Source organism: Paraburkholderia fungorum, from assembly GCF_902833645.1.
In the GTDB taxonomy this organism is placed as follows: Bacteria; Pseudomonadota; Gammaproteobacteria; order Burkholderiales; family Burkholderiaceae; genus Paraburkholderia; species Paraburkholderia fungorum.
In genome coordinates this window covers 54,623-78,542 of the sequence record NZ_CADFGE010000007.1, presented here as the reverse complement: position 1 = coordinate 78,542, position 23,920 = coordinate 54,623, and the positions used below count along the sequence as shown (strand labels likewise).

Sequence of the window (23,920 nt, the reverse complement as noted above, 5' to 3'; positions counted from 1 at the left end):
CCGTCCCCCATCATGCGCACCACCCGAGCCATCCACGCCGTCGAGCGGCTGAAAACCCGCAGCGGCAATCCGCAGTTCGCCGCGATCAGCCTGTCCGGCGGCCTGTTTTATCTGGTCGACAAATCGAGCGGCACGGACAAGAAAGTCTCCGATCCGCTCACGCTCGACGATTTCGTCAAATTCGTCGACGGTTTTGGACCGCCCAAGCCGCGTAAGGCAAGCAAGCTCGATATTGCGTTCGAAGCGCAGCTCAAGAAGAGCAAGGGCAGCTAGGCAGCGCCCCCCATTTGACGACCGAAGATCTCCGCTCCATGACCAAGACAAGCACCAAGTCTGTCAGCATTGCACCGGACCACAATCAACCCACCCTGTCGAAGGGCCAGAAAGCGTTCAACACGCTGATCAAACAGATCGAAAAGCGGCGTGCCAGTTTGAGCGCGTGGGAAGAGTTCGCGCCCGCGTTCCAGCAAAAGTACGTGAATGAACTGCTGCCGCTGACGCAGAAAATGCAACATTTGCGTGCGCGGATGGCGCACCTTCTCGACGAACAGAGCAACCAGAAACGTATCACCCAGACCGAACGGCGCACTCTTTCTGCATTCATTGTCGATCTGGCGGCGAGGTGTCTCGGGGAAGAAGATAGCGACGAGCTGAAAGCGCTATACAACCGCCACAGCGGGTCCGACTACGACGACGAAAGAGCGTCCGAGTTAGACGAAATGAAATCGATGCTGGAGACGGTATTAGGCGTCGAACTGGACGACATCGACATGAACTCGCCCGATGAAGTTCTGGATCGCCTGCAGGCGCATATCGAACAGGACGACGCTGCGCAAGCGGCGGAACATCAGGCGCGTCAGGCGCAACGCGCCCCAAAAAAGAAGACGGCAAAGCAAATAGCGGCCGAAGCACGCCGCGAGGAAGAAGAAGCGCAATTGAGCCGCTCGATTCGCGAGGTGTATCGAAAGCTGGCCAGCGCGCTGCATCCCGATCGCGAAAGCGATCCAGAGGAACGCAAACGAAAAACCGTCCTGATGCAACGAGTCAACGAAGCCTACGGCAAGAACAACTTGCTGCATTTGCTCGAATTGCAGCTGGAACTTGAGCACATCGACCAGAACGCGATCGATAACCTGAGCGAAGACCGGCTCAGGCATTACAACAAGATACTAAAGGAGCAGGTCGGCGAACTCGACGACGAAATTATGTTTGTCGAAATGGCGTTCAAGGAACGCTACGGGCTCGACCCGATGGCGTCCATCACGCCGAAGAACGTCATGCACGGGTTGACGGAGGACGTTTTTATGCTGCAGGAACAGATCCGCTCGCTCGAGTACGATCTAGTGGAGTTCCAGGACCTGGGCACGCTCAAGGCCTGGTTGAAAATCAGGCGCCGTTGAAATTGAATGGCTCCCTTCCCTGCAGGGCGTGCGCGCCACGTGCCCACAGTCAACCGGGCTCTATGGGGCGCCACTGACCCTCGGCTGCGCTGCTCGCCAACACCGCGTCGATGAAACGCAGGCCCGCTACACCGTCATCCACCGTTGTGAGCAGCAGGCTTTCAGCGGGCAACGGTTGACCCGCATTCAACGCTTCGATCTGTAACGCCGCATCCTTGTACAACTGCGCGAACGCTTCCAGATAACCCTCAGGATGCCCCTGTGGCACACGCGTCGCATGCGCCGCGACCGCGCTTTTCACACGTCCGCGCGTCAGGCGCCCGGCCGTTCCGCCCAGCGGCGTGAACCACAATTCGTTCGGATTCTCCTGATCGAAAGCGAGACTCGCTTTCGTTCCATACACCCGCAGACGCAGCGCATTCTCCGCGCCGCTCGCCACCTGGCTCGCCCATAGCATGCCGCGCGCGCCGTTCGAATAGCGCAGCATCGTCTGCACGTGGTCGTCGATACGGCGTCCCGGCACGAACGCGTGCAACTCGGCGGATAGCGATGACGGCGTCATCCCCGTGATGAAGGCAGCGAGGTGATACGCATGCGTGCCGATGTCGCCGAGACAGCCGGCAGGGCCCGCTAAAGACGGATCAGTGCGCCAGCCCGCCTGTTTGTTCGTGCCGCTCGTTTCTATCGGTTCAGCCAGCCAGTCCTGCGCGTATTCGACTTGCACCACGCGTATTTCGCCGAGTGCACCGTTTTCGACGAGTTCACGAGCATGGCGTACCAACGGGTAACCGGAATACGTATGCGTCAACGCGAATAGCTTGTTCTTAACGCGAGCGAGCTTCGCTAGCGCCTCGCCTTCCGCCAGCGAAATCGCCAAAGGCTTGTCGCAGATCACATGAATGCCCGCTTCGAGAAAAGCCGTCGCCACCGGTGCATGCAGATGATTCGGCGTGACGATCGCGACCGCGTCGATACCGTCATCGCGCGCGGCTTCGGCGTGCGCCATTTCGCCCCAGTCTGCATAGCTGCGTGCGATACCAGCTTCGGCAGCGCTCGCTTGCGCGCGTTGCGGATCGGACGACAACGCGCCCGCCACCAGTTCGAACCGGTCGTCGAGCCGCGCCGCGATTCGATGCACCGCGCCGATAAACGCACCCTGCCCGCCGCCGACCATGCCGAGCCTGAGTCTTCGTTGTGGCATCTCTCTCACTCCTTAGCGATCTGCTTCTGCCGCTTCATGCTTCACGGCCCGCGCGCCTTCAGATCACAGTCAAATGCCAAGCACACGCTTTAGCTGCGCCGCATCCACACCGCTGCCCGCGAAATCATCGAATGCATGGTCGGCCACACGAATGATGTGACGGCGGATGAACTCTGCGCCTTCACGCGCGCCGTCCTGTGGATGCTTCAATGCGCATTCCCATTCCAGCACGGCCCAGCCGGGAAAATCGTATTGCGCCATCTTCGAGAAGATCGCGCTGAAATCGATCTGCCCGTCGCCAAGGGAGCGGAAACGCCCCGCGCGTTCGACCCAGCCACTATAGCCGCCGTACACGCCCTGCTTACCGTTCGGACGAAACTCCGCATCCTTCACATGGAACGCCTTGATGCGCTCGTGAAAGATGTCGATGAAGGCGAGGTAATCAAGTTGCTGCAGCATGAAATGGCTCGGGTCGTAGAGGATGTTAGCGCGCGGGTGTTGCTTCACCGCATCCAGAAAACGCTCGAAGGTCACGCCGTCGTGCAGATCCTCGCCCGGGTGCAGTTCATAGCACACGTCAACGCCAGCTTCGTCGAACTCATCGAGAATCGGCGTCCAGCGGCGCGCGAGTTCGTCGAAGGCGGCTTCTATCAATCCTGCCGGACGCTGCGGCCACGGATAGAGGTACGGCCACGCCAGCGCGCCGGAAAACGACACGTGGGTGTTCAACCCCAAACGTTGCGACGCCTTGGCCGCCAGTTTCATCTGATCGACCGCCCACTGCGTGCGTGCAGCAGGATTGCCGCGCACATGCTGCGCCGCAAAGCCGTCGAACAACGTGTCATAGGCCGGATGCACCGCGACGAGTTGCCCTTGCAAGTGCGTCGAGAGTTCGGTGATGGTCACGCCAGCGTCTTCGGCGATCTCACGCAGCTCGTCGCAATAGGTCTGGCTCGCCGCCGCCTGCTCGAGATCGATCAGGCGCGTATCGCATGGCACCTGAATCCCCTTGAAGCCGAGGCTCGCCGCCCAACCCGCCAGATGCGCGAGGTTATCGAACGGCACCTCGTCGCCCATGAACTGGGCGAGGAAAATCGCCGGCCCTTTGATGGTTTTCATCGTACGATTCCTCGAACTATGGCGCGCCTGTCACGCTGGGACTGAGGCATGACAGACACGCAGCGGACGCCCGCAATCAGAACGGCGAGTCAGGAAAGTAGAACTGCTGCGCGTTTTCCTTCGTGATAAGCACCGACGGAATGATCGTGGTCGGCGGCAGTTTGTCGCCCTTCAGGCGCGCCTCGGCGGTGAGCTTGATTGCGTCGTAGATGAATTTCGGCGAGTACGACACGTCGGCCTTGATCATCGGCGCACCATCCATCACGTTCTTCACCATACCCTTCGAACCCGCCCCGCCGAACACGATCTTGATGTCGGTGCGCTTGGCCTGTTCGATCGCCTTGAGCACGCCGACCGCCATGTCGTCGTCAGCGGCCCAGACCGCGTCGATATGCTTGAAGCGCGTGAGATAGTCCTGCATCACCTTGAACGCGTCGTCGCGATTCCAGTTCGCGTACTTCGCATCGAGGATTTTCATCTGCGGATAGTTCTTGATCACGTTCGTGAACGCGGTCCAGCGTTCATTGTCGAGCGTGGTCGGAATGCCGCGCAGCGCGACGATGTCGCCCTTGCCGTCGAGTGCTTTCGCCAGATACTCGGCGGGAATCTTGCCGAACGCGGTGTTGTCGCCGGCAACGTAGGCATCCTGGGCGCTCGTATCCGTCAGACCGCGATCCACCACCGTTACATACACGCCTTTCTTCTTCACCTGCGCGACCGGTTGCGTGAGCGAGGCCGACTCGAACGGGAAAATCACCAGTGCGTTGATCTTGTTCACCGTCACCAGATCCTGCAACTGGTTCGCCTGTTCGGGCGCGCCCGCCGCGGTCTTCACGATCACTTTCAGATCGGGATGGGCTTTCTCCAGATCGGCTTTCGCCTTGTTCGCCCACCAGACGATGCCACCCGTAAAGCCATGGTCGGCCGTTGGAATCGCGACGCCCAGCGTGACCTTCTCGTCGGCACGCGCGACGCCTGCCGTGCCCAGTATCCCCAACGCCAGCATGCCGGCGCCGACCGCTCGAATGATCTGCTTCATGGTTGTGTCTCCGTTGTGAGGCGTTCATGCGCCCCGATTCTCGAACTTGCCGTTGTATCCGTTGAAGCCCAACGCCTGCCACTTACCGCCGTCCGCGCTGCACGAACGCGACGAAGATAATCACAACGCCCTGCACCGCCGCGTTCAAATACACGCTGATGATGCTGGTCAGATTCAGAATGTTGGCGATCACCGAAAGCAGGATCGCGCCGATCACCGTGCCGATCACACGCCCTTCGCCACCCTTGAGCGCCGTGCCGCCTACCACCACCGATGCGATCGCTTCCAGTTCCCAAAGCAGGCCGGTGGTCGGCGTGGCGGAACCGAGCCGCGGTACATACAGCACCGTCGCCACGCCGACGCAGATGCCGAGCAATACGTACGTGACGATCTTCACGGTATCGACGCGAATCGCCGCATAGCGCGCGACCTGTTCGTTCGACCCGATTGCCTGCACGTGGCGGCCGAACGCAGTGCGATTGAGGATCAACGCACCGCCCGCCGCGACAACCAGGAACACCCAGATCGGCACCGGTACGCCAAAGAGACTTGCGTAATAAACCGGGCCGTACAAGTCGGATAACGAGTTATCCAAAGTCAGCGCGCCGCCATCCGCGAGCCACGTCAGCACCGCGCGAAAAATGCCCAGCGTGCCCAGCGTGACGATGAACGGCTCAATGCGTCCTTTGGTGATCAACAGCCCGTGCGCGCAGCCGAACAAACCGCCGAGCACCAGCGCGAACACGATGCCGAGGGTGAGGATCAGCAAGGGTGCCAGCGTATGACCGCCGACACCGGCGGCAAGTCCGTTCATCAGCCAGATCATGCTGCCCGCGATCAGCGCCGCCATCGACCCGACCGACAGATCGATGCCGCCCGAGATAATCACAAAGGTCATGCCGACCGCAATGATGCCGATGAACGAGGTGCGTGTGAGCACGTTCATCATGTTGTCGAGCGTCGCGAAATCGCGGTTGAGCAGCGTGCCGACAATGCACAGCGCGATCAGCCCGACCAGCGGCCCGAGCGCGTACAGACGGTGCGCGAAGCGCAGCGCGCGGCCGGATTGGACGGCTTCAGTGGGTGCCGGTCGCATGGGCGATCAACTCCTCTTCGGTCAGATGCTCGAGCGTGAGCGTGGTTTGCAGGCGTCCCGCGCGCATCACAGCAACGCGATGGCACAGGCCGATCAGTTCGATCAGTTCGGATGAAATGACGACTACCGCGCGGCCCTGCGCGGCCAGACGATGAATCAGAAAATAGATGTCGCGTTTCGCGCCGACATCGACGCCGCGCGTCGGTTCGTCCAGCACGATCACGTTCGGATCGGGTTGCAGGAATTTGGCGAGCGCGAGCTTCTGCTGATTGCCGCCGGAGAGCATGCGCGCGCGGCTCGACAGATCGCCGGTGCGAATGCCGAAGTCGCTCACCGCCTTCGTCAATGCCGTGCGCCCCGCTTTCATGTCGAGCAATGGGTGCGCGTAGCGTTCGAGCGTCATTAGCGTGACGTTGTCCTGCAAGCTCAGATTCACATGCAGGCCTTTGCCTTTGCGGTCTTCGCTCAGATAGGTAAGACCGTGGCGCATCGCGTCGCGAGGGTTTTTCAGATCGGCGCGGCGGCCGGCTATCTCGATGCGCCCCGCCGTGCGTTTGCGCAGGCCGAGGATCGCTTCGAACGCTTCGGTGCGGCCCGCGCCGACGAGGCCGGCGAAACCCAACACTTCACCTGCGCGCACGTCGAAGCTCAGGTCTTCAACCCAGTCTGGTACAGCAAGGCCCTCTACCTTTAGCGCAATCGGCGCGTCGAGAGGCACGGTGATCTTGTCGGGGAACATATCGGACACGTCGCGCCCGACCATCAAATTCGCCATCTGCTGCCGCGCGAGTCCCACGGTTTCACCGCGCGCGACAAAGCGGCCGTCGCGCATCACGATCACTTCGTCGGTAATACGCTCGACTTCATCGAGCTTGTGCGAGATGTAGATGAGGGTCACGCCGTCGGCTTTGAGCTTGGCCATCAAGGTGAAGAGACGCTCGGTCTCGGCGGGTGTGAGCGTGGCGGTCGGTTCGTCCATGACGAGCAAACGCGCGCGCCGCGACAGCGCCTTGGCGATCTCCACCATCTGCTTTTCCGCGACGATCAGCTCGCGCACTTTCGTATCCGGCGCTTTCTCGAGACCGACCTGCGCCAGAAAACGTGCTGCCTCGGCGCGCATCGCAGCATCGTCGACGAACCAGCCGCGCTTTTTTTCATGGCCGAGATACATGTTCTGCGCGATCGTCAGATGCTCGGCAAGATTGAACTCCTGGTGAATCAGCACGATGCCTTGCGCTTCCGCGTCGCGGGAACCGGCGAACTGCTGCGCGTGGCCGTCAACCAGCACGCTGCCCGAGCTTGCCGTTTCGTAGCCGGCAAGGATCTTCATCAGCGTCGATTTGCCCGCGCCATTCTCGCCGAGCAACCCATAGATGCGCCCCGGCGTCAGTTCAAAGCTCACGCCATGCAGCACGCGCACCGGGCCAAAGTCTTTGCGGATATCGTCGAAGCGAACGGCGAGACTCATGACTTATGCGCTCCTGCGGATCACGAGCCGATGCGGCAACAGCACGCCCGGCACACTCGCCAACGGATTCGCGAGCCGCTGCAGCAGCAGGCGCGCGGCGGTTTCGCCCAGTTCACGCATCGGCTGGGCGATGGTGGTCAGCGGTGGATCGATCTGCGCCGCGAGCGAAATATCGTCGAAACCGACTACCGCGACGTCGTCCGGGACGCGCTTGCCGACGTTGCGCAAACCGTGAATCACGCCGATCGCCAGCGTGTCGGAAACGGCAAAGATCGCGCTCGGCGCTTGAGGCTGCTCCATCAGCATCGCCGCAGCCGACGCGCCTGCCTCGTAGTCGAGACTGTTCAGATTCATGCGCCAACTGTCATCCGGCGCGATGCCCGCTTCGGTCAACGCGTCCAGATAGCCCTGCTGACGCTGCCGGGCGTACAGGTAGTCGACATCCGAATTGATCAGCCCAATGCGCCGATGGCCGCGCGCAAGCAGATGCCGTACCGCGTCGCCCGCCGCCCGGTAGTTGTCGATGCCGACGTACGGCACGCCCATCGCCGGATCGAACTCGCAGCACGCGACCCAGGGGAGCGCGCCGGACGTCTCGCCGAGCGCCTGCTGGATGGTGGCGGGATCGAGGCAGATCGCGCCGTCGGCACGGCGACGGCGCAGCAGGTCGAAGTAGCTGCGTTCGCGGCCCGGATCGGCGCCGGTGTCGCACAGCAGCACGAAGTAGCCGTGCTGGCGCGCGACGCTGTCGATGCCGCGCACGATCTCCGCGTAGAACGGGTTGCCGACGTCGGGCACCATGGTCAGCAGCAGACGGCTTTCGGCGGTGCGCAGGTTGCGCGCGAGTTCGTTGACGCGATAGCCGCTGGCGTCGACCGCCGCCAGGACCTTGTCGCGCGTGGCGGGCCGGACGTTGTCGTGACCGTTCAGCACGCGCGACACCGTCGCCACCGAGACGCCCGCCTGCTCCGCCACCTGCGAAATCGACAGTCCCTCGGCCGGACCCGGTGGCTGAGCCACGGGCCGTGGGCGCCTCGCCGACGACGTCGACGACTTCGCGGGGGCCGCTTTGGATACCGATTTCGACACCGATCTGGACACGTGGATTCGCCGCAAAATGTAATCGATTACATTTTTGGGCGATAAAAGCCGGAATCGCAAGGACGGATCACTAGGGATTAACACGGAGGATCCACGCAAGCCTCAGGGAGGACGCAGAGAGGACAAACGGAACCCAGACGGCACACGAACGACACGCAAAGGACACACAAAGGAAACCCAAACCCGCTGGCAAGCGCCGCCCGAGGGTGCGGCCCAGCGGCGCACTGCCCGCGACGGCGTGGGTTTGCGCCGCCATTTGGTACAATCCCGCAGTTACCCTGCCGTGGCCCGCTGCGCCCTGAGTTACACCCGGAGCTTTACCCCGGAGTTGTGCTGCAAGGCCGCCGGTCAGTAGCAAAAAATCGCAAACTCGCCAAACCACACTGCCGAATCCACCATGAACATCGAGCAAGCGCGTTTCAACATGATCGAACAGCAGATCCGCCCCTGGGAAGTGCTCGACCAGGACGTGCTGAATCTGCTCTCGATCGTCAAGCGTGAAAACTTCGTCCCTACCGTCTACCGCGATCTGGCCTTCGTCGACTTCGAAGTGCCGCTGCCGGCCGGCCAGCATATGCTGGCGCCGCGCGTCGAAGCACGCGTGTTGCAGGAACTGGCGGTGAAGAAACACGAAAGCGTGCTCGAAATCGGCGCCGGCTCGGGTTACATGGCCGCCCTGCTCGCGCACCGCGCGCAGCACGTGCTGACGGTCGACATCGAACCGGAACTGGCGGAACTGGCAAAGAACAACCTGATCGCCAACGGCGTGCTGAACGCCGAAGTCGCCACCGGCGACGCCTCGCGCGGCTGGGCGAGCGCGGCGCCCTACGACGTGATCTGCGTATCGGGTGGTCTGCCGGTGCTGCCGCAGGAAATCCTTGAACACCTGAAGATTGGCGGCCGTCTGGCGGCATTTGTCGGCACCGCGCCGGTCATGAAGGCACAGGTCATCACGCGTATCGACGAGAAGCAGTACCGCATCGCCGACGTGTTCGAGACTTATGTCGAGCCGCTGATCAACGCCGTGCAGCCGCCGCGCTTCAAGTTCTAACTCACCTGTTTATCCGTACGGCCGGCGCGTCGCCGTCCTTTGAACTGGATGTCCTGCTGATGCAAAATCTGACCGCTCCCGCGCTCGCCGAATGGCTCGCCGATCAATCGCGCCCCGCACCCGTGCTGCTCGACGTGCGCGAACCGTGGGAAATCCAGACGGCGTCGATCGCCGGCGCCGTGTCGATCCCGATGCGTGAGATTCCCGCACGCAGCGAAGAGCTCGACGACGACGCGCAAATCGTCTGCGTGTGCCATCACGGCGCGCGCAGCGCCCAGGTCGCGATGTTCCTCGAATCGCGCGGCCATACCAACGTCTTCAATCTGCAGGGCGGAATCGACGCGTGGTCGCGCCAGGTAGACCCGTCCGTTCCCACCTATTGATCGCACGCTCGGCATGACGCGCCCGCGGGTGCCGGTCCTCGCGGTCTCTTTGGCGCTTCATTGCGCAGCACTCGCGTTTTTCCCGCTCACCGCGCACGCCGTCGGCCTCTCCCAGCTTTACGACGAAGCACTTTCGAACGACGCGCAGCTGCAAAGCGCGCGCGCGGCGCTCGCCGCCCAAAGCGAAGAGTTGCCCCTCGCCCGCGCCAAACTGCTGCCGCAAGTCTCCGCTTCGCTCACCGCGAATCGCCAGAGCACCGATTTTGGCGGCGGCTTTCCCGCTTCCTATGGCAACAGCAACGGCTACGTGATTTCCCTCACGCAGCCGCTGATTCACGTCGATAGCTGGCACGGCTATGCGCAGGGCAAGCTCGCGGTGGATTCGGCGCAAGCGTCGTTCGCGCAGGCCCGCCAGGATTTGATCGTGCGGCTTGGTCAGGCTTACTTCGACGCGCTCGCGTCCCAGGACAGCCTCGCGATCGTGCGCTCGCAAAAAGCGTCGATCGCGCAGCAGCTCGAATCGGCCAGGCGTTCATTCGAAGTCGGCAACACGACGATCACCGACACCAACGAAGCGCAGGCCAAATACGATCAGGCGATCTCGCAGGAAATTGCCGCGCAGAACGATCTTGCGGTGAAGCTGGCCGCGTTGCAGCAGATTGTCGGACATGCGGTCGAGCGTGTGGATGGACTCGTCTCCGGCGCGCCGCTGCCGCCGCCCATGCCCGCCGACATCAATCAGTGGGTCGATGCGGCCAACGACGTGAATTACCAGGTCGTGCTGAAGCAGATCGCGCTGGATAGCGCACAGCGCGAGACGTCGAAGGCCAGGGCCGGACATCTGCCGACCGTCGACCTGGTAGCGAGCCGTTCGCGCAGCAGTCTCGGCGCGGCCGGCGCGGGTAACTTTGGCGGCAATTTTGGTGGCGGCTTCGGCAGCGGCGCGAATACGCCCGCGCCTGGCACGCCGGCGCTCGCCGCGGAACTGGGCAACTTGGGGTCGTCATACACGAACAGCACGATCGGCGTGCAGGTCACGATCCCGATCTTTGCTGGCGGCGCGACGCAAAGCCGCGTTCGCCAGACGCTCGCGCTCGAAGACCAGGCCTCCGCCGATCTCGATACGGCCCGGCGCAACGCGGCGCTCTCGGCACGGCAAGCTTTTCTCGGCGTGGTGAGCGGGCTTGCGCAAGTGCGCGCGCTGCAGACCGCCGAGCGGTCGGCGAATACCTCGCTCGAATCGAACCTGCTCGGCTATCAGGTCGGTGTGCGGATCAATATCGACGTGCTCAATGCGCAGGATCAATTGTTCTCGGCGCGCCGTGATCTGGCGAAGGCGCGCTATGACACGCTGATCAATAGTCTGAAGCTGAAGGCGTCCACCGCGAATCTCACCGATCAGGACGTGTTGCAATTGAGCGCACTGCTGTCGCCGGTCGACGATGGCTCGCTGACCGCATTGCCACAGGTGCCGACGGTACCGCATCCAGGTGTTGCGGCTAAGGGTGCTGCCGGGAAGCTCGGGCGGCGCGCGATGCCGAACGCGGCGACGGCCCAGTAACGCAAGACAGTTTCCGCATCGCCCACACCTCCTTTCGTTGTGCGCTTTCTCGGCGCCACCGCAGAAATTTCGTACGGTTTGCTGATCATTGCACAGGCACCATGCTCCGACTATTTTGTGGAGCAGTGCAATGAGACTTCTGAAGATCGCAATGCTGGCCGCAATGCTGTTGCCGCTCACATCGCACGCAACGCTGGGCGGAGCGCCGAGCGCCAGTCCGTCCTCTCCGATCATGCTGCGCGCTACTCCGCAGTCTGCCGCGAGTGCCAGCACGGGCTCAGCCAACACCCCCTCCACTGCGCCCTATACGATGCGCGAATCGCGCGACGCCAACGGCGTCACGATCCGCGAGTACGTACTGCCCAGTAATGTCGTGTTCGCCGTCAGGTGGGAAGGACCGATACGCCCGGACATGACGGCGTTGCTCGGCAGCTATTTCCCCAACTACGTCAGCGCCGGCGAGAGCCGCGCGCGCGGCACCGGTCCTTTGATCGAAGGTAACGGTGATTTCCGCATCGAATCGGCCGGCCGCCTGGGGCATTTCTTCGGCATTGCGTATCTGCCGCGCCTGATGCCGGCTCATGTGCTCGCGAAAGATCTGCAGTGAACCAACGAGCCGATTTCACGGAAAACACAAACATGAAAATATTCAGCAAAGCGCTCTGGGTTGTCGCAGCGATTTCCAGTGTGGCGCTCGCCGCATGCAGCGGCGGAGGCGGGGGAAACAACAGCCAGGGTGGCAATTCCATCGGCTGGAATGCCACCCCGGACTGGATAGACAAACCCGGGGGGTCCGGCAGTTCTGGCGGCAATCCCGATCCGGCCACGCCATCCGGCGACAAGAACAATACGGTAGCGATTCGCGTCGACAACTCGATGGGCACCATCAATATGCTTTCCGCGACGATCACCGTATGCGTGCCAGGCACGCAAGGCGCCAGCCAGTGCACGACGATCGACCGCATGCTGGTCGATACCGGCTCGGTGGGCGTACGCGTTATGGCCAGCGCAATGCCCACGCTCGGCTCGCGGTTGCTCACCCAGGTCGGCGCTGTCGACGACGCGAGCGGCACGGCCCCGATCGCCGAATGCATGCCGTTCGGTTCGGGTACGACCTGGGGCTCAGTGAAACGCGCCGACGTCACGATCGGCAGCCGTACGGCAAGCAATATCCCCATCCAGTTGATCGGCGACGGCGCCTATACCATCCCGTCGGACTGCGTGGCGCACGGCGGCCCGGACCTCAGCACCGTCGAACGACTTGGCGCCAACGGGATTCTCGGCATCGGCTACGGAACACGTGATTCGAAAGACGCGCTGACCACCGCGCTGCCCGGAAATTACTACTATTGCACCGGGCCTAACGCGTGCTTCAACACGCGCATGCTGGCGACCAAAGAGGTGATGAACCCTGTCGCCGCTTTCCCGAGCGATAACAACGGCACGATCATCCGCCTGCCCAAGCTGCCTGTGGGAGGCCAGACGAGTGTCGTCGGTGAACTCACATTCGGTATCGGCACGCAGTCAAACAATGCGTTGCCGTCCAACGTGAATGTTCTGGCGTTGGATGAGTACGGCGAATTTACGACTCAATACCAAGGCCAGGTGCTGAGCTGGAGCGCGCTCGACAGTGGCACCAACGCCTTCGCATTCCAGGACGATTCGATTCCCACTACGTCGAGCTGGTACACGCCGTCAACCGCACTGAACCTGGCAGCCACGATGGAAGCCACCAACGGCAAGGGGACGCCCGTCAACGCGCCATTTACGATCGACAACGCCGCCCGCGTGTGGGCAAATGGAAACGCCGCTTACGACAACGTCGGCTGGTATCAGTCCAGCTCAAAGATGTTCCTGTGGGGCCTGCCCTTCTTCTACGGACGCAGTGTCTACACGACCGTGGGCAACGGCACGATAGGTAAGCAGAGCGGACCATTCGTCGCGTTTTAACCGCTGCTGCGTCAAATGGGAGGCGATACCGCAAGGCGTCGTCTCCCTGCCTCGGCTGGGCCAACGCGTTGCGAAGTCGGCGTTTCCTACTCCATGTTAGGAATTGTCCGGCACTCTCAGTGCTGACCCGCAGGCACCATGCTCCGACCTGTTTTTTGGAGCAATGTAATGAAATTTGTGAAGATCGTGCTGGCCGCAGCGGCTATGTTGCCGCTCGCGTCCTATGCGGCGTTGGGTGGGGCACCGAGTGCGGGGTCGGCCCCGAAGTCCTTGCTCCAATCGGCAGCGCCTGCCCCCTCTTCCGCATCCACCGCGGCTTATACCGTGCGTGAATCGCATGACACCGACGGCGTCAGGATTCGCGAATACGTGCTGCCTACCAATGTCGTGTTTGCTGTCACCTGGCAAGGGCCTGTGCGCCCCGACATGGTCGCGCTCCTCGGCAGCTACTTTCCGAACGCAGTCGCCGCGGGTTCGGGACGCGCGCGCGGCACCGGTCCGTTGATCGAACGCAACGGCGACTTTCAGATCGAGTCCGCGGGCCGGGCGGGAAACTTCTTCGGCAAGGCAGTTTTGCCGCGCCTCGTCCCTGCGAATGTCCGTGCTGACGATCTGCAGTAACACGGTGCATCGATCTCACGGAACACAAGAAACATGAAGACTCTCAATAAGAAACTTTGCTTCGCGTTGCTAACGGCCAGCCTGGCTCTTTCGGCCTGCGGTGGTGGTGGCGACGGCGACTCGAACGCGACGAAAAACAACGACAAGCCGGCAACACCGACGCCGAGCCCAACGCCGTCGCCGGCCCCTGCGCCTAGCCCGACTCCGAGCCCCGCGCCGACGCCGACGCCGACTCCGACGCCGACTCCGACTCCGACTCCGACTCCGGCTCCGACACCAACTCCGACACCAACTCCGACTCCTACTCCGACACCAACCCCAACCCCGACTCCGACTCCGACGCCAACACCAACACCAACGCCAACGCCAACCCCGACACCGACACCGACACCGACACCGACACCAACCCCGACACCGACACCGACACCGACACCGACACCGACACCAGTCACCGACGTAAACACCGCGCCGATTGTCATTGATCGCACAATGCCCGGTGCCTCGGTCAACATGCCCTACGTGAGCGTCGCCATATGCATCCCTGGCGTGCAAGATGCCAACCAATGCGTAACCATCGATCACATGCTGCTCGACACTGGATCGGCGGGTGTACGCGTAATGGCCAGTGCACTGGGGTCGGCACTCGCCGGCCGATTGCCGGCACAGACAGGAGCATCCAACGATCCGACCGGAGGTGCCCCAATCGCCCAATGCACGACATTCGGGGCCGGCTACACGTGGGGGTCGATCAAACGTGCCGACGTAACGATCGGTGGCAAGACGGCAGGCAATCTCCCAATCCAGGTGATTGGGGACGCTGCATATCCCAATGTCCCGTCAGATTGCGCTTCGCGCGGCATCAGCAATATCGGTAGTACGGTAGCCGCACTCGGCGCCAACGGCGTGGTCGGCATCAGCCCGTCGCGGACCGACTATCCGGCCGCGGCACAATCCGCTTTGTCGGCCACCTACTACTATTGTCCGTCCACGGGCTCATGCACCGGCGCGCGAGTGCCGCTCGACACGCAGGTCATGAATCCGGTCGCCAATTTCACGTCGGACAACAACGGCACAATCGTGCGCCTGCCCGCATTGCCCGCGGGAGGCCAGGCAACGGCAACAGGTGAATTGATTTTTGGCATTGGTACCCGGCAAAACAACGCGCTCCCGCCGACGGCAAACGTTCTGAAGGTGGATAACAGCGGTGCCTTCACCACTGTCTATCAGGGGCGCACACTCACCAGCTATGTCGATAGCGGAACCCCGATACTCTGGTTTCCGGATACGACGACGCCACTAAGATGGGACGACTTTTACGTGCCGCCGACCACGCTCGACCTGTCAGCCACATGGTATTCCGTTGACTATTCGGCCACCAGGAAAACCGGTACGGTTCTGACGGTGCCGTTCTCGATCGCCAACTCGTCGAACCTGCTGGCGAGCCAGTACGCTGCCTATGGCAACCTCGGCAGATTCTGGTCCGAATGGACCTTCCTCTGGGGTTTGCCGTTCTTCTACGGACGAGACCTTTATACCGCGCTCAGTAACGCCAAAGTCGGCGCGCAAACCGGACCGTTTATCGCGTTCTGACCTTCGGCAACAAATGCGCGTGACACATGGGGCCGGTGCCTTGCAGCGCCGGCCTTTTTCACGTCACAACGGCCAACTTTTGCAGCACTGGTTCTTGCCACTCCGGGCACACCACGGACATGCCATTCTCAAGTTCAAAGATCGGCGCCGTCTCGCCAGTACCCGCGGCGCGTCCTTGAACTGAAGGTTCGCCGTAAACGGCATCCAGAACGCAGCCATATCGGATAGTTCGAAGCTGGCCTGCTCAACGCACGTCACCTCTCCTCAAGCGCTCATTCTCCAACGCAGACCGACCGCAACACATGCACAAAGGCGCGGCGGCCATGCACCGCCGACGCCCGCTGTCCGACAGGCACGCTTCGTTGCGGCGCGACACGCACCCGAACGAGGCGCACACCCCGCTTGTGCACCAATTTCGCGCCAGATTACGCATAACTGACGTCGTGCATCCCCCGCGCCGCAGTGCGCATTCCGCCGACTGCCAGTCGAAATGACTGCATGGCATGTGCCTTGCAGTACACAAGCGGCAAGTCACGCGGGATAGGCCCTGCTGTCTGAAATCGACGCCCATAAACATTCACCATCCATGGCAAGGGGAAATACATGAAACGTCGCAGTCTGTTGAAGTTCGGCTCCATGTCGGGCGCACTGGCGCTTGCTGGTCAGGTTCCGTTTGCTCACGCGCAAGCGGGCAGCGGGCCGATCAAGGTAGGCGTTCTGCACTCCTTGTCGGGCACGATGGCAATCTCGGAGACCTCGCTCAAAGACACCGCGCTGATGACCATTGCGGACATCAACAAGAACGGCGGCGTCATGGGCCGCCAACTGCAACCGGTGGTCGTGGACCCGGCGTCGAACTGGCCGCTGTTCGCCGAAAAAGCGCGTCAACTGCTCACGCAGGAAAAGTGCGCTGTCGTATTCGGTTGCTGGACCTCGGTGTCACGCAAGTCGGTACTGCCGGTATTCGAAGAACTGAACGGCCTGCTGTTCTACCCGGTGCAATACGAAGGCGAGGAAATGTCGCGCAACGTGTTCTACACGGGCGCCGCGCCGAATCAGCAAGCGATTCCCGCAACCGAATATCTGATGAGCGCGGAAGGTGGTGGCGCCAAGCGCTTCTTCCTGCTGGGCACCGATTACGTCTACCCCCGCACGACCAACAAGATCCTGCGCGCGTTCCTCAAGTCGAAAGGCGTGCAGGAAGCCGATATCCAGGAGGTCTACACGCCGTTCGGCCACAGCGACTATCAGACCATCGTCGCGAACATCAAGACCTTCTCGCAAGGCGGCAAGACCGCGGTGATCTCGACCGTCAACGGCGACTCGAACGTGCCGTTCTACAAGGAACTGGGCAACCAGGGGCTGAAGGCGACGGATGTGCCGGTGGTCGCCTTCTCGGTCGGCGAAGAAGAACTACGCGGCATCGATACGAAACCGCTGGTCGGCAATCTGGCCGCGTGGAATTACTTCATGTCCTTGCGCAATCCGGAAAACACCAAGTTCAAGGCGATGTTCGAAAAATGGGTCAAGGATAACAACCTGCCCGGCGGCGATAAACGCGTGACCAACGATCCGATGGAGGCTACTTTCGTCGGTATCCACATGTGGAAACAGGCGGTCGAGAAAGCGAAAAGCGCGGACGTCGACAAGGTGCGCGTGGCGATGATCGGTCAGACCTTCAACGCGCCGTCCGGTTTCGTGCTGACAATGGACGGCAATCACCATCTGCACAAGCCGGTGATGATTGGCGAAGTGCGTGCCGACGGCCAGTTCAACGTGGTGTGGCGCACCAAGACCGCGGTTCGCGCACAACCGTGGAGTCCGTTCATCGCCGGCAATTCGAGCAAGCCGGACGTGGTCAGCTCGATTCCTGCATTCCTGAAGCGCTCGCGCGTTGCCTGATTCTGAATCAGACAGGATGACGCAGTAAGTAGCAGAGTAATACGACGGCGCGGCGGCAGCGGCTCTTCAGCACGATGCCGCGCCGCCCTGCCGTTTTTATTCAAAGGCCATCATGGCGTTTTCATTCCTGACTGCCGCACGACGCAGCGCGCGAGAGATCATCGGCAGCTTGGCGATCGTGCTTCTCGCCGGCGCTCCGCTTGCTGCTTTCGCGTTGACCCCGGCCGACGTCGCACCGCTCGCCGGCGATGACTTCGACGCGAAATCCGCGGCCATCGACAAGCTGATCGCGAACCACGACAAGGAGTCGCTCGCTGTCCTCAAAGCCCTTTCCGAGGACAGCGCGCTCGCCACCGATTCCGGCGAGGTGCTGCTGCAGGACGGCGACACGGCGCGCGATGCAATCACGGGCAAAACAGTCGCCGCGGGCGACGCGCAACCCGTCACCCTGAACAACCTGCTGCGCTCGAAAGTAGCCGGCGCGCTCTCGGGATTGCAACTCGATTCGCCCGACGCCGCCACGCGCGGTGCTGCCATTACGGCGTTGCTGCAAAACCCGGATCCGTCGATCAAACCGCTCGTCGATGCGGCACGCGCGAAGGAAACCGATCCGGCGCTCAAGAAACGCCTGGACACGCTGTGGGCGATGACCGCGTTGCACGACGCTGACCCGGCCAAGCGCCTCGAAGCCGTCCAACTGGTCGCCGCGCGGCACGATCTGGACATGAATGAACTACTGCGTCCGCTCGTCGCGAAGAAGCCGGACGGCAGCTTCAACGAAACGGACAGCCGGGTGCGCGCCGCCGCGCAAAGCGGCATCGACGAACTCGATTCGATCCAGCGGCGCAGCCAGATCGCCGGCACGCTGTTCGCCGGCCTGTCGCTCGGCAGCGTGCTGCTGCTCGCCGCATTAGGTCTCGCGATTACGTACGGGCTGATCGGCGTGATCAACATGGCGCACGGCGAATTCCTGATGATCGGTGCATACGCCACCTATGTCGTGCAGAACCTGTTCCAGCGCTTTGCGCCCGGCGCATTCGACTGGTATCCGCTGCTTGCCGTGCCTGCCTCATTCGCCGCAGCCGGGCTGGTCGGCATCGTGCTCGAACGGCTGGTGTTGAAGCATTTATATGGCCGTCCCCTCGAAACCCTGCTGACCACGTTCGGCGTGAGTCTGATTCTGATTCAGGCGACGCGCATGCTGTTCGGCGCGCAGAACGTCCAGGTGATCAACCCCGCGTGGATGAGCGGCGGCGTGACCGTGCTGCCCAATCTGATCCTGCCGTACAACCGGCTGGCGATTCTGGCGTTTTCACTGATCGTCGTCGGGATTGCGTGGGCGGTGCTCACCAAAACGCGCCTGGGTCTGTTCGTGCGAGCCGTCACGCAGAACCGGCGGATGGCGGCATGCGTCGGCGTGAAGACCGCGCGCGTCGATTCGTACGCGTTCGCGTTCGGCGCGGGCATTGCAGGCCTCGGTGGCTGCGCGCTCTCGCAGATCGGCAACGTGGGGCCGGACCTCGGCCAGAGCTACATCATCGATTCATTCATGGCCGTGGTGCTTGGCGGCGTCGGCCAGCTTGCAGGCACGGTGATCGGCGGCTTCGGGCTCGGGCTGGTCAGCAAGGCGATCGAGCCGTTCTGGGGTGCGGTGCTCGCCAAGATCGCCGTGCTCGTGCTGATCGTGTTGTTCATCCAGAAGCGTCCGCAGGGCATGTTTGCTCTCAAGGGCCGCAGCGCGGAGGCCTGACATGACATCGGCAAGCTCATCCGCCACGCCCTCAACACACACTGGCTCAACGAGCGGTCGCGCTGCTGCCGGGTATGAGGCGCAGTCCGGCTTCGCGCTCGGTTTGCCGCCACGCCCCGCCTTGCTATCGCGCCGTGCGTGGCTCGCGCTGATCGCGTTGATCATCGTGTTCGGTCTCGGTGTGCCGTTCGCCACCCTGGTGGTCCCGGAGACGAGCGCGTTTCATCTGTCCGCGTATGCGATGACGATCACCGGCAAGTTCATGTGCTACGCGATTGCCGCGCTGGCGCTCGACCTCGTGTGGGGCTACTGCGGCATTCTGAGCCTCGGACACGCGTTGTTCTTTGCATTGGGCGGCTACGCGATCGGCATGTACCTGATGCGTTCGATCGGCCACGACGGCAAGTACGGCAGCGATCTGCCCGACTTCATGGTGTTTCTCGACTGGCACCAGCTGCCATGGTACTGGCAGGGGACACAGCATCTCGGTTACGCGCTGCTGCTGGTGGTGCTGGTGCCCGCCGTTGTGGCATGGGTGTTCGGCTTCTTCACGTTCCGTTCGCGGGTGAAGGGCGTGTACCTGTCGATCATCACGCAGGCGATGACATTCGCCGCCATGCTGCTGTTCTACCGCAACGAAACGGGCTTCGGCGGCAACAACGGCTTTACCGACTTCAAGCGCATCGGCGGTTTTCCGATTACGCATCCGGGCACGCGCACTGCGCTGCTGTTGATCACGTTCGTGGTATTGATCCTGGCGTTTATCGGCGCACGCGCGATCGTCACATCGAAACTCGGCCGCGTGGTCACTGCGGTGCGCGACGGCGAAACGCGCCTGATGTTCCTCGGCTACAGCCCGCTCGCGTACAAGCTTTTCGTGTGGACCGTCTCCGCCGTTTTGTGCGGCATTGCCGGTGCGCTGTACGTGCCGCAGGTCGGCATCATCAACCCGGGCGAGATGTCGCCGGGCAACTCGATCGAGATGGCGATCTGGGTTGCGGTGGGCGGACGCGGCACGTTGATCGGACCGATCATCGGTGCATTCGCGGTGAATGGCGCGAAGAGTTTTTTTACGGCGAACTTCCCTGAATACTGGCTGTTCTTTCTTGGTTTGATCTTCGTGCTGGTCCCGTTGTTGCTGCCGAACGGCATCATGGGGCTGATCGAGATGGTCACGCGCAAGAGGAATCGCTCATGAACGAAAACCCGATGGTTCCTGATCTTGCGTTACCTGAAGAGCCTGCCGAACGCTCGTTGAGCGGCGTCGCGAGTATGGGGCACGCCGTAGTGCCAGGCGAGATCGATGTTTCGCATGGGACGATTCTGTACCTTGAAGACGTGACCGTGAGTTTCGACGGGTTTCGCGCGTTGAATGCGTTGAGCCTTGCGATCGATGCGGGCGAGCTGCGTTGCATTATCGGGCCGAATGGCGCTGGCAAGACGACGATGATGGATGTCATCACGGGGAAGACGGAGCCGGATTCCGGCAAGGTTTTTCTGGGGCAGTCGATCGATCTGACGCGGATGAACGAGCCGTCTATTGCCCGTGCCGGGATTGGGCGGAAGTTTCAGAAGCCTACGGTTTTTGAGCAACATCCTGTGTGGGAGAACCTTGAGTTGGCGATGAAGGCTGACAAGGGATGGTGGGCTTCCCTGCGTGCACGATTGGATCGTGAGGCGCAGGCGCGGATTGAAGAGACGTTGGCGTTGATTGGGTTGGAGAGCGAGGCTCGGCGGCTCGCCGGCGAGTTATCGCATGGGCAGAAGCAACGGCTTGAGATTGGGATGTTGCTGATGCAGCAGCCGGCGCTGCTTTTGCTTGATGAACCTGCGGCTGGTATGACTGATGACGAGACCATGCAGTTGGCTGAGTTGCTGAATCATTTGCGTGGGACGTGTTCGATGATGGTTGTTGAACACGATATGGAGTTTGTGGCTGCGTTGTCGGGCGACGCCGGGAAGGTGACGGTGATGGCCGAAGGACGGGTTCTTGCGCATGGCACTTTGGATGAGGTTAAGCGTGATGAGATGGTGGTTGAGTCTTATCTTGGGCGGTAATGGTGTGGGTTTTTTTGCCTTGACGGCGGGTTGTTTTTGTCTGTGGGTTTATGACTTTGGTTCTTTGGGTTCTTTGGCGCTTTGGTTCTTTGGCCTTTCCTTGATTTGTTAGCGGTCTATTAGCGTTGCCCCTGTGCGGGGCGGCACCTACTTTTCTTTGCCGGCCGCAAAGAAAAGTAGGCAAAAGAAAGCGGCTCAAACCGCTAATTCTTAAGCGGTTCCCCCGCACAGCCACGGTAGTGGTGCATCTGGAATCCGTGCCCCCGCACACTCCGCGCCGTTGACAAAGGACTCATCAGTTCCCACTCCGCACTGCGTGCGTCGCGGATGGGTCTGCCAGGGAAACCAGCGGCTTCGCTTCGCGTAGCGGGGGCCGTCGGCTTCGCCTCGGCGAGGCACCAATGCGCAAGCAAAACGGCATTCTGGAGGTGCATCACTCCAGATACGGCACACCGCGAAACGCGGCGGATGGTGTTTTGAACTGGGCGTCGGCGCGCGCAGCGCCGCCGGAGGTATGACTGCCTTGTCACTAGCGGGAAATGTGCGAGAACACAGATTCCAGATGCACCACTACCGATACTGTGCGGGGGACCCGCTTATGAGCTAGCGGTTTGAGCCGCTTTCTTTTGCCTACTTTTCTTTGCGGCAGGCAAAGAAAAGTAGGTGCCCCCCCGCACAGGGGGAACGCTAATAGACCGATAAGAAAGCAAGGAAAGGCCAAAAGACCAACACCCAAACCCCAAACCAGAACAGAAACGGAAACAGAAACGAAACCCGCCAAACAGGCTCCCCTTTAGGACCCTAAAAAATGCTAGAAGTAGAAAACCTGAACCAGTACTACGGCGGCAGCCACATCCTCCGCGATGTAAAACTCACCGTGCCGGACGGCAAACTCACCGTCCTGCTAGGCCGCAACGGCGTAGGCAAAACAACGCTGCTCCGATGCCTGATGGGCGTCGTCCAAACCAGAAGCGGCTCCATCGCCTGGCGCGGCGCCCCCATCACCAAACTCCCCACCTATTCCCGCGTGGAGAAAGGCCTCGCCTACGTCCCCCAAGGCCGCGACATCTTCCCCCGCCTGACAGTAGAAGAAAATCTGCTAGTCGGCGCAGCCAGCAAAAAAGCCCCAAAAAAAATCCCGGACCGCATCTACGAATTATTCCCAGTCCTCAAGGATATGCGCAGCCGCCGCGGCGGCGACCTCTCCGGCGGTCAGCAACAACAACTCGCAATCGGCCGCGCGCTAATGAGCGACCCGCAATTGCTGATCCTCGACGAACCCACCGAAGGTATCCAACCCTCGATCATCCAGGACATCGGCCGCACACTGCGCCAACTGGTCGAAGAAATGGGCATGACCGTACTGCTCGTCGAACAGTATTACGACTTCGCCAAGGAAATTGCCGATCGGTACTGGGTCATGAGCCGCGGTGAAATCGTCGCCGGCGGCGAAGGAGCCAACATGGATACCGATGGCGTACGCGCACTGATCGCCGTCTGACGCGTGCGAGCAGCGCAGCGTGCTATCCTCGCCGCATTCTGTAGCAACGCGACCAGCCGTTGCCTCGCGCGCGCTGACACGCTTCGCGTTGACGCGGCTGCCAGCGCGTCACTTGCTGCATCCTTTTTTGCGCCGCGCCGCCCCGCCCGTCCATTCGCACTTCCATCCGTATGTCGCTTCACGAAAACCACGTCGCACTCGCCACCGCGCAAAACACCACGCACTCGCAATGGCGCGCGCGCCTCGAACTCGGCTTCGTCAAAGACGGCGAGCGGACCACGCTCAAACATCGGCGGCATGACGGTCCGTTGCGCATACAAAGGCCGCTTTACCCGGAAGGCCATGCGATCTGTCATGCAGTCATCGTGCATCCGCCGGGCGGAATCGCAGGCGGCGATCATCTCGACATCGATGTGACCGTAGGCGAGGGCGCGCATGCCGTCATCACCACGCCTGGCGCGACCAAGTGGTACAAGTCCAATGGCCGTGCCGCACGGCAAAATATTGCAGTGCGTGTCGGCCCGCAGGCAAAGCTCGACTGGCTGCCGCAGAACAATATCGTTTTCGATCACGCCAATGCAATGCTGGATTTTTCGCTGACGCTGGATGAAGGCGCAACCGCAATTGGATGGGATGCCACGCAGCTTGGGCGGCAAGCGGCCGGCGAGCGATGGTCGGCCGGGCATCTGCGCGCGGTATCACGAATCGTTGGCGCGAATGGCGAGGCGCTGTGGCTCGAACGCGCAAGCCTTGCGGCGGAGGATTCATTGCGGGACGCGGCCCAGGGGCTAGCCGGATTTCCCGCTTACGGGACGCTGTGGGCGGTGGGGACAGCCTGCAATGATGCACTCGCTGAGGCGCTCACTGCCGAGTTGCCGTTCGATGATTCATTGCGGGTCGCCGCTTCCTGTGTCACGGATGGCGTGTTGCTCGTGCGAGCGGTCTCGCGGTCCATGGAAATGCTGCAGCGGGCTTTGACACAGTGCTGGCTTCAGTTGAGACCTGTTGTGCACGGAGTCGAGGCCGTACCACTGCGAATCTGGTCGACGTGACTGCAACGGTCATCCGCAACATTCATTCCTGTTTCAGTGCACATCTACACAACATCTCCTCGTTGACCGTCGCGTGA

Annotated in this window: 21 protein-coding genes and 1 pseudogene; 15 read left to right on the top strand and 7 right to left on the bottom strand. The window is 61.7% G+C overall.

The genetic code is table 11. The features are described from left to right. Window positions 1-12 precede the first annotated feature (12 nt). Window positions 13-273, top strand: coding sequence for a hypothetical protein (locus HWX91_RS21650; protein ID WP_028200557.1), 261 nt, complete (start codon window positions 13-15; stop codon window positions 271-273). Between the two features lie 203 nt (window positions 274-476). Next, the gene (locus HWX91_RS21645) at window positions 477-1,400 is read left to right on the top strand and encodes a J domain-containing protein (RefSeq protein WP_235429663.1); all 924 of its coding nucleotides are present in this window, start codon (window positions 477-479) and stop codon (window positions 1,398-1,400) included. Window positions 1,401-1,449: 49 nt separating this feature from the next. On the opposite strand, the gene HWX91_RS21640 is transcribed toward HWX91_RS21645, so the two are convergent. The 6 genes from HWX91_RS21640 to HWX91_RS21615 all read right to left on the bottom strand — a co-directional run bounded on the left by HWX91_RS21640 (window position 1,450) and on the right by HWX91_RS21615 (window position 8,343). Then, window positions 1,450-2,601, bottom strand: a complete 1,152-nt coding sequence (locus HWX91_RS21640) for a Gfo/Idh/MocA family protein (RefSeq protein WP_028200555.1) — start codon at window positions 2,599-2,601, stop codon at window positions 1,450-1,452. A 69-nt stretch (window positions 2,602-2,670) separates the two neighbouring features. Then, a complete protein-coding gene (locus HWX91_RS21635; RefSeq protein WP_028200554.1) occupies window positions 2,671-3,720 on the bottom strand; it encodes a sugar phosphate isomerase/epimerase family protein in 1,050 nt (349 codons plus the stop codon). 76 nt (window positions 3,721-3,796) lie between these two features. Next, on the bottom strand, window positions 3,797-4,759 hold the full coding sequence (locus tag HWX91_RS21630; RefSeq protein WP_028200553.1) for a substrate-binding domain-containing protein: 963 nt from the start codon (window positions 4,757-4,759) through the stop codon (window positions 3,797-3,799). A gap of 82 nt (window positions 4,760-4,841) precedes the next feature. Continuing rightward, window positions 4,842-5,855 carry an ABC transporter permease gene (locus HWX91_RS21625; RefSeq protein ID WP_028200552.1) on the bottom strand — a complete coding sequence of 338 codons (1,014 nt, stop codon included), beginning with the start codon at window positions 5,853-5,855 and terminating at the stop codon, window positions 4,842-4,844. Continuing rightward, window positions 5,836-7,323, bottom strand: a complete 1,488-nt coding sequence (locus tag HWX91_RS21620) for a sugar ABC transporter ATP-binding protein (protein ID WP_028200551.1) — start codon at window positions 7,321-7,323, stop codon at window positions 5,836-5,838. Before HWX91_RS21620 ends, HWX91_RS21625 begins: the two co-directional genes overlap by 20 nt. Window positions 7,324-7,326: 3 nt before the next feature. Further along, window positions 7,327-8,343 carry a LacI family DNA-binding transcriptional regulator gene (locus HWX91_RS21615; RefSeq protein WP_375792415.1) on the bottom strand — a complete coding sequence of 339 codons (1,017 nt, stop codon included), beginning with the start codon at window positions 8,341-8,343 and terminating at the stop codon, window positions 7,327-7,329. A gap of 478 nt (window positions 8,344-8,821) precedes the next feature. Between HWX91_RS21615 and HWX91_RS21610 the strand changes: the two genes are divergently transcribed. The 6 genes from HWX91_RS21610 to HWX91_RS21585 all read left to right on the top strand — a co-directional run bounded on the left by HWX91_RS21610 (window position 8,822) and on the right by HWX91_RS21585 (window position 13,990). Then, entirely contained in the window at window positions 8,822-9,475 is a 654-nt protein-coding gene (locus HWX91_RS21610) for a protein-L-isoaspartate O-methyltransferase family protein (protein ID WP_028200549.1), read from the top strand. A 59-nt stretch (window positions 9,476-9,534) separates the two neighbouring features. Further along, window positions 9,535-9,858, top strand: coding sequence for a rhodanese-like domain-containing protein (locus tag HWX91_RS21605; protein ID WP_028200548.1), 324 nt, complete (start codon window positions 9,535-9,537; stop codon window positions 9,856-9,858). Window positions 9,859-9,871: 13 nt separating this feature from the next. Continuing rightward, complete coding sequence (locus HWX91_RS21600) at window positions 9,872-11,419, top strand: TolC family outer membrane protein (RefSeq protein WP_028200547.1); 1,548 nt, start codon at window positions 9,872-9,874, stop codon at window positions 11,417-11,419. A 130-nt stretch (window positions 11,420-11,549) separates the two neighbouring features. Next, window positions 11,550-12,026, top strand: coding sequence for a DUF2844 domain-containing protein (locus tag HWX91_RS21595; RefSeq protein WP_028200546.1), 477 nt, complete (start codon window positions 11,550-11,552; stop codon window positions 12,024-12,026). Between the two features lie 32 nt (window positions 12,027-12,058). After that, window positions 12,059-13,369, top strand: coding sequence for a DUF3443 domain-containing protein (locus tag HWX91_RS21590; RefSeq protein ID WP_028200545.1), 1,311 nt, complete (start codon window positions 12,059-12,061; stop codon window positions 13,367-13,369). A 168-nt stretch (window positions 13,370-13,537) separates the two neighbouring features. Beyond that, entirely contained in the window at window positions 13,538-13,990 is a 453-nt protein-coding gene (locus tag HWX91_RS21585) for a DUF2844 domain-containing protein (protein WP_028200544.1), read from the top strand. 301 nt (window positions 13,991-14,291) lie between these two features. On the opposite strand, the gene HWX91_RS40850 is transcribed toward HWX91_RS21585, so the two are convergent. Continuing rightward, window positions 14,292-14,435: a hypothetical protein gene (locus HWX91_RS40850; protein ID WP_244144119.1), complete on the bottom strand. Its 144-nt coding sequence runs from the start codon at window positions 14,433-14,435 to the stop codon at window positions 14,292-14,294. A gap of 23 nt (window positions 14,436-14,458) precedes the next feature. On the opposite strand from HWX91_RS40850, the pseudogene HWX91_RS21580 reads away from it, so the two are divergent. The 7 genes and pseudogenes from HWX91_RS21580 to HWX91_RS21550 form a co-directional block, all read left to right on the top strand. After that, window positions 14,459-15,580: pseudogene (locus tag HWX91_RS21580) on the top strand (DUF3443 domain-containing protein); the annotation flags it as partial. Window positions 15,581-16,183: 603 nt separating this feature from the next. Continuing rightward, entirely contained in the window at window positions 16,184-17,482 is a 1,299-nt protein-coding gene (gene urtA / locus HWX91_RS21575) for an urea ABC transporter substrate-binding protein (protein ID WP_028200542.1), read from the top strand. 112 nt (window positions 17,483-17,594) lie between these two features. Further along, window positions 17,595-19,232 carry an urea ABC transporter permease subunit UrtB gene (urtB, locus tag HWX91_RS21570; RefSeq protein ID WP_081833269.1) on the top strand — a complete coding sequence of 546 codons (1,638 nt, stop codon included), beginning with the start codon at window positions 17,595-17,597 and terminating at the stop codon, window positions 19,230-19,232. A gap of 1 nt (window position 19,233) precedes the next feature. Further along, window positions 19,234-20,430 (top strand): urea ABC transporter permease subunit UrtC, encoded by a 1,197-nt coding sequence (gene urtC / locus HWX91_RS21565; RefSeq protein ID WP_028200540.1) that lies wholly within the window; start codon window positions 19,234-19,236, stop codon window positions 20,428-20,430. Further along, window positions 20,427-21,290, top strand: coding sequence for an urea ABC transporter ATP-binding protein UrtD (gene urtD, locus HWX91_RS21560; RefSeq protein WP_028200539.1), 864 nt, complete (start codon window positions 20,427-20,429; stop codon window positions 21,288-21,290). Before urtC ends, urtD begins: the two co-directional genes overlap by 4 nt. 808 nt (window positions 21,291-22,098) lie before the next feature. Next, window positions 22,099-22,791: an urea ABC transporter ATP-binding subunit UrtE gene (urtE, locus tag HWX91_RS21555; protein WP_028199808.1), complete on the top strand. Its 693-nt coding sequence runs from the start codon at window positions 22,099-22,101 to the stop codon at window positions 22,789-22,791. 170 nt (window positions 22,792-22,961) lie between these two features. Beyond that, on the top strand, window positions 22,962-23,843 hold the full coding sequence (locus HWX91_RS21550) for an urease accessory protein UreD (protein WP_028199809.1): 882 nt from the start codon (window positions 22,962-22,964) through the stop codon (window positions 23,841-23,843). Window positions 23,844-23,920: the final 77 nt, after the last annotated feature.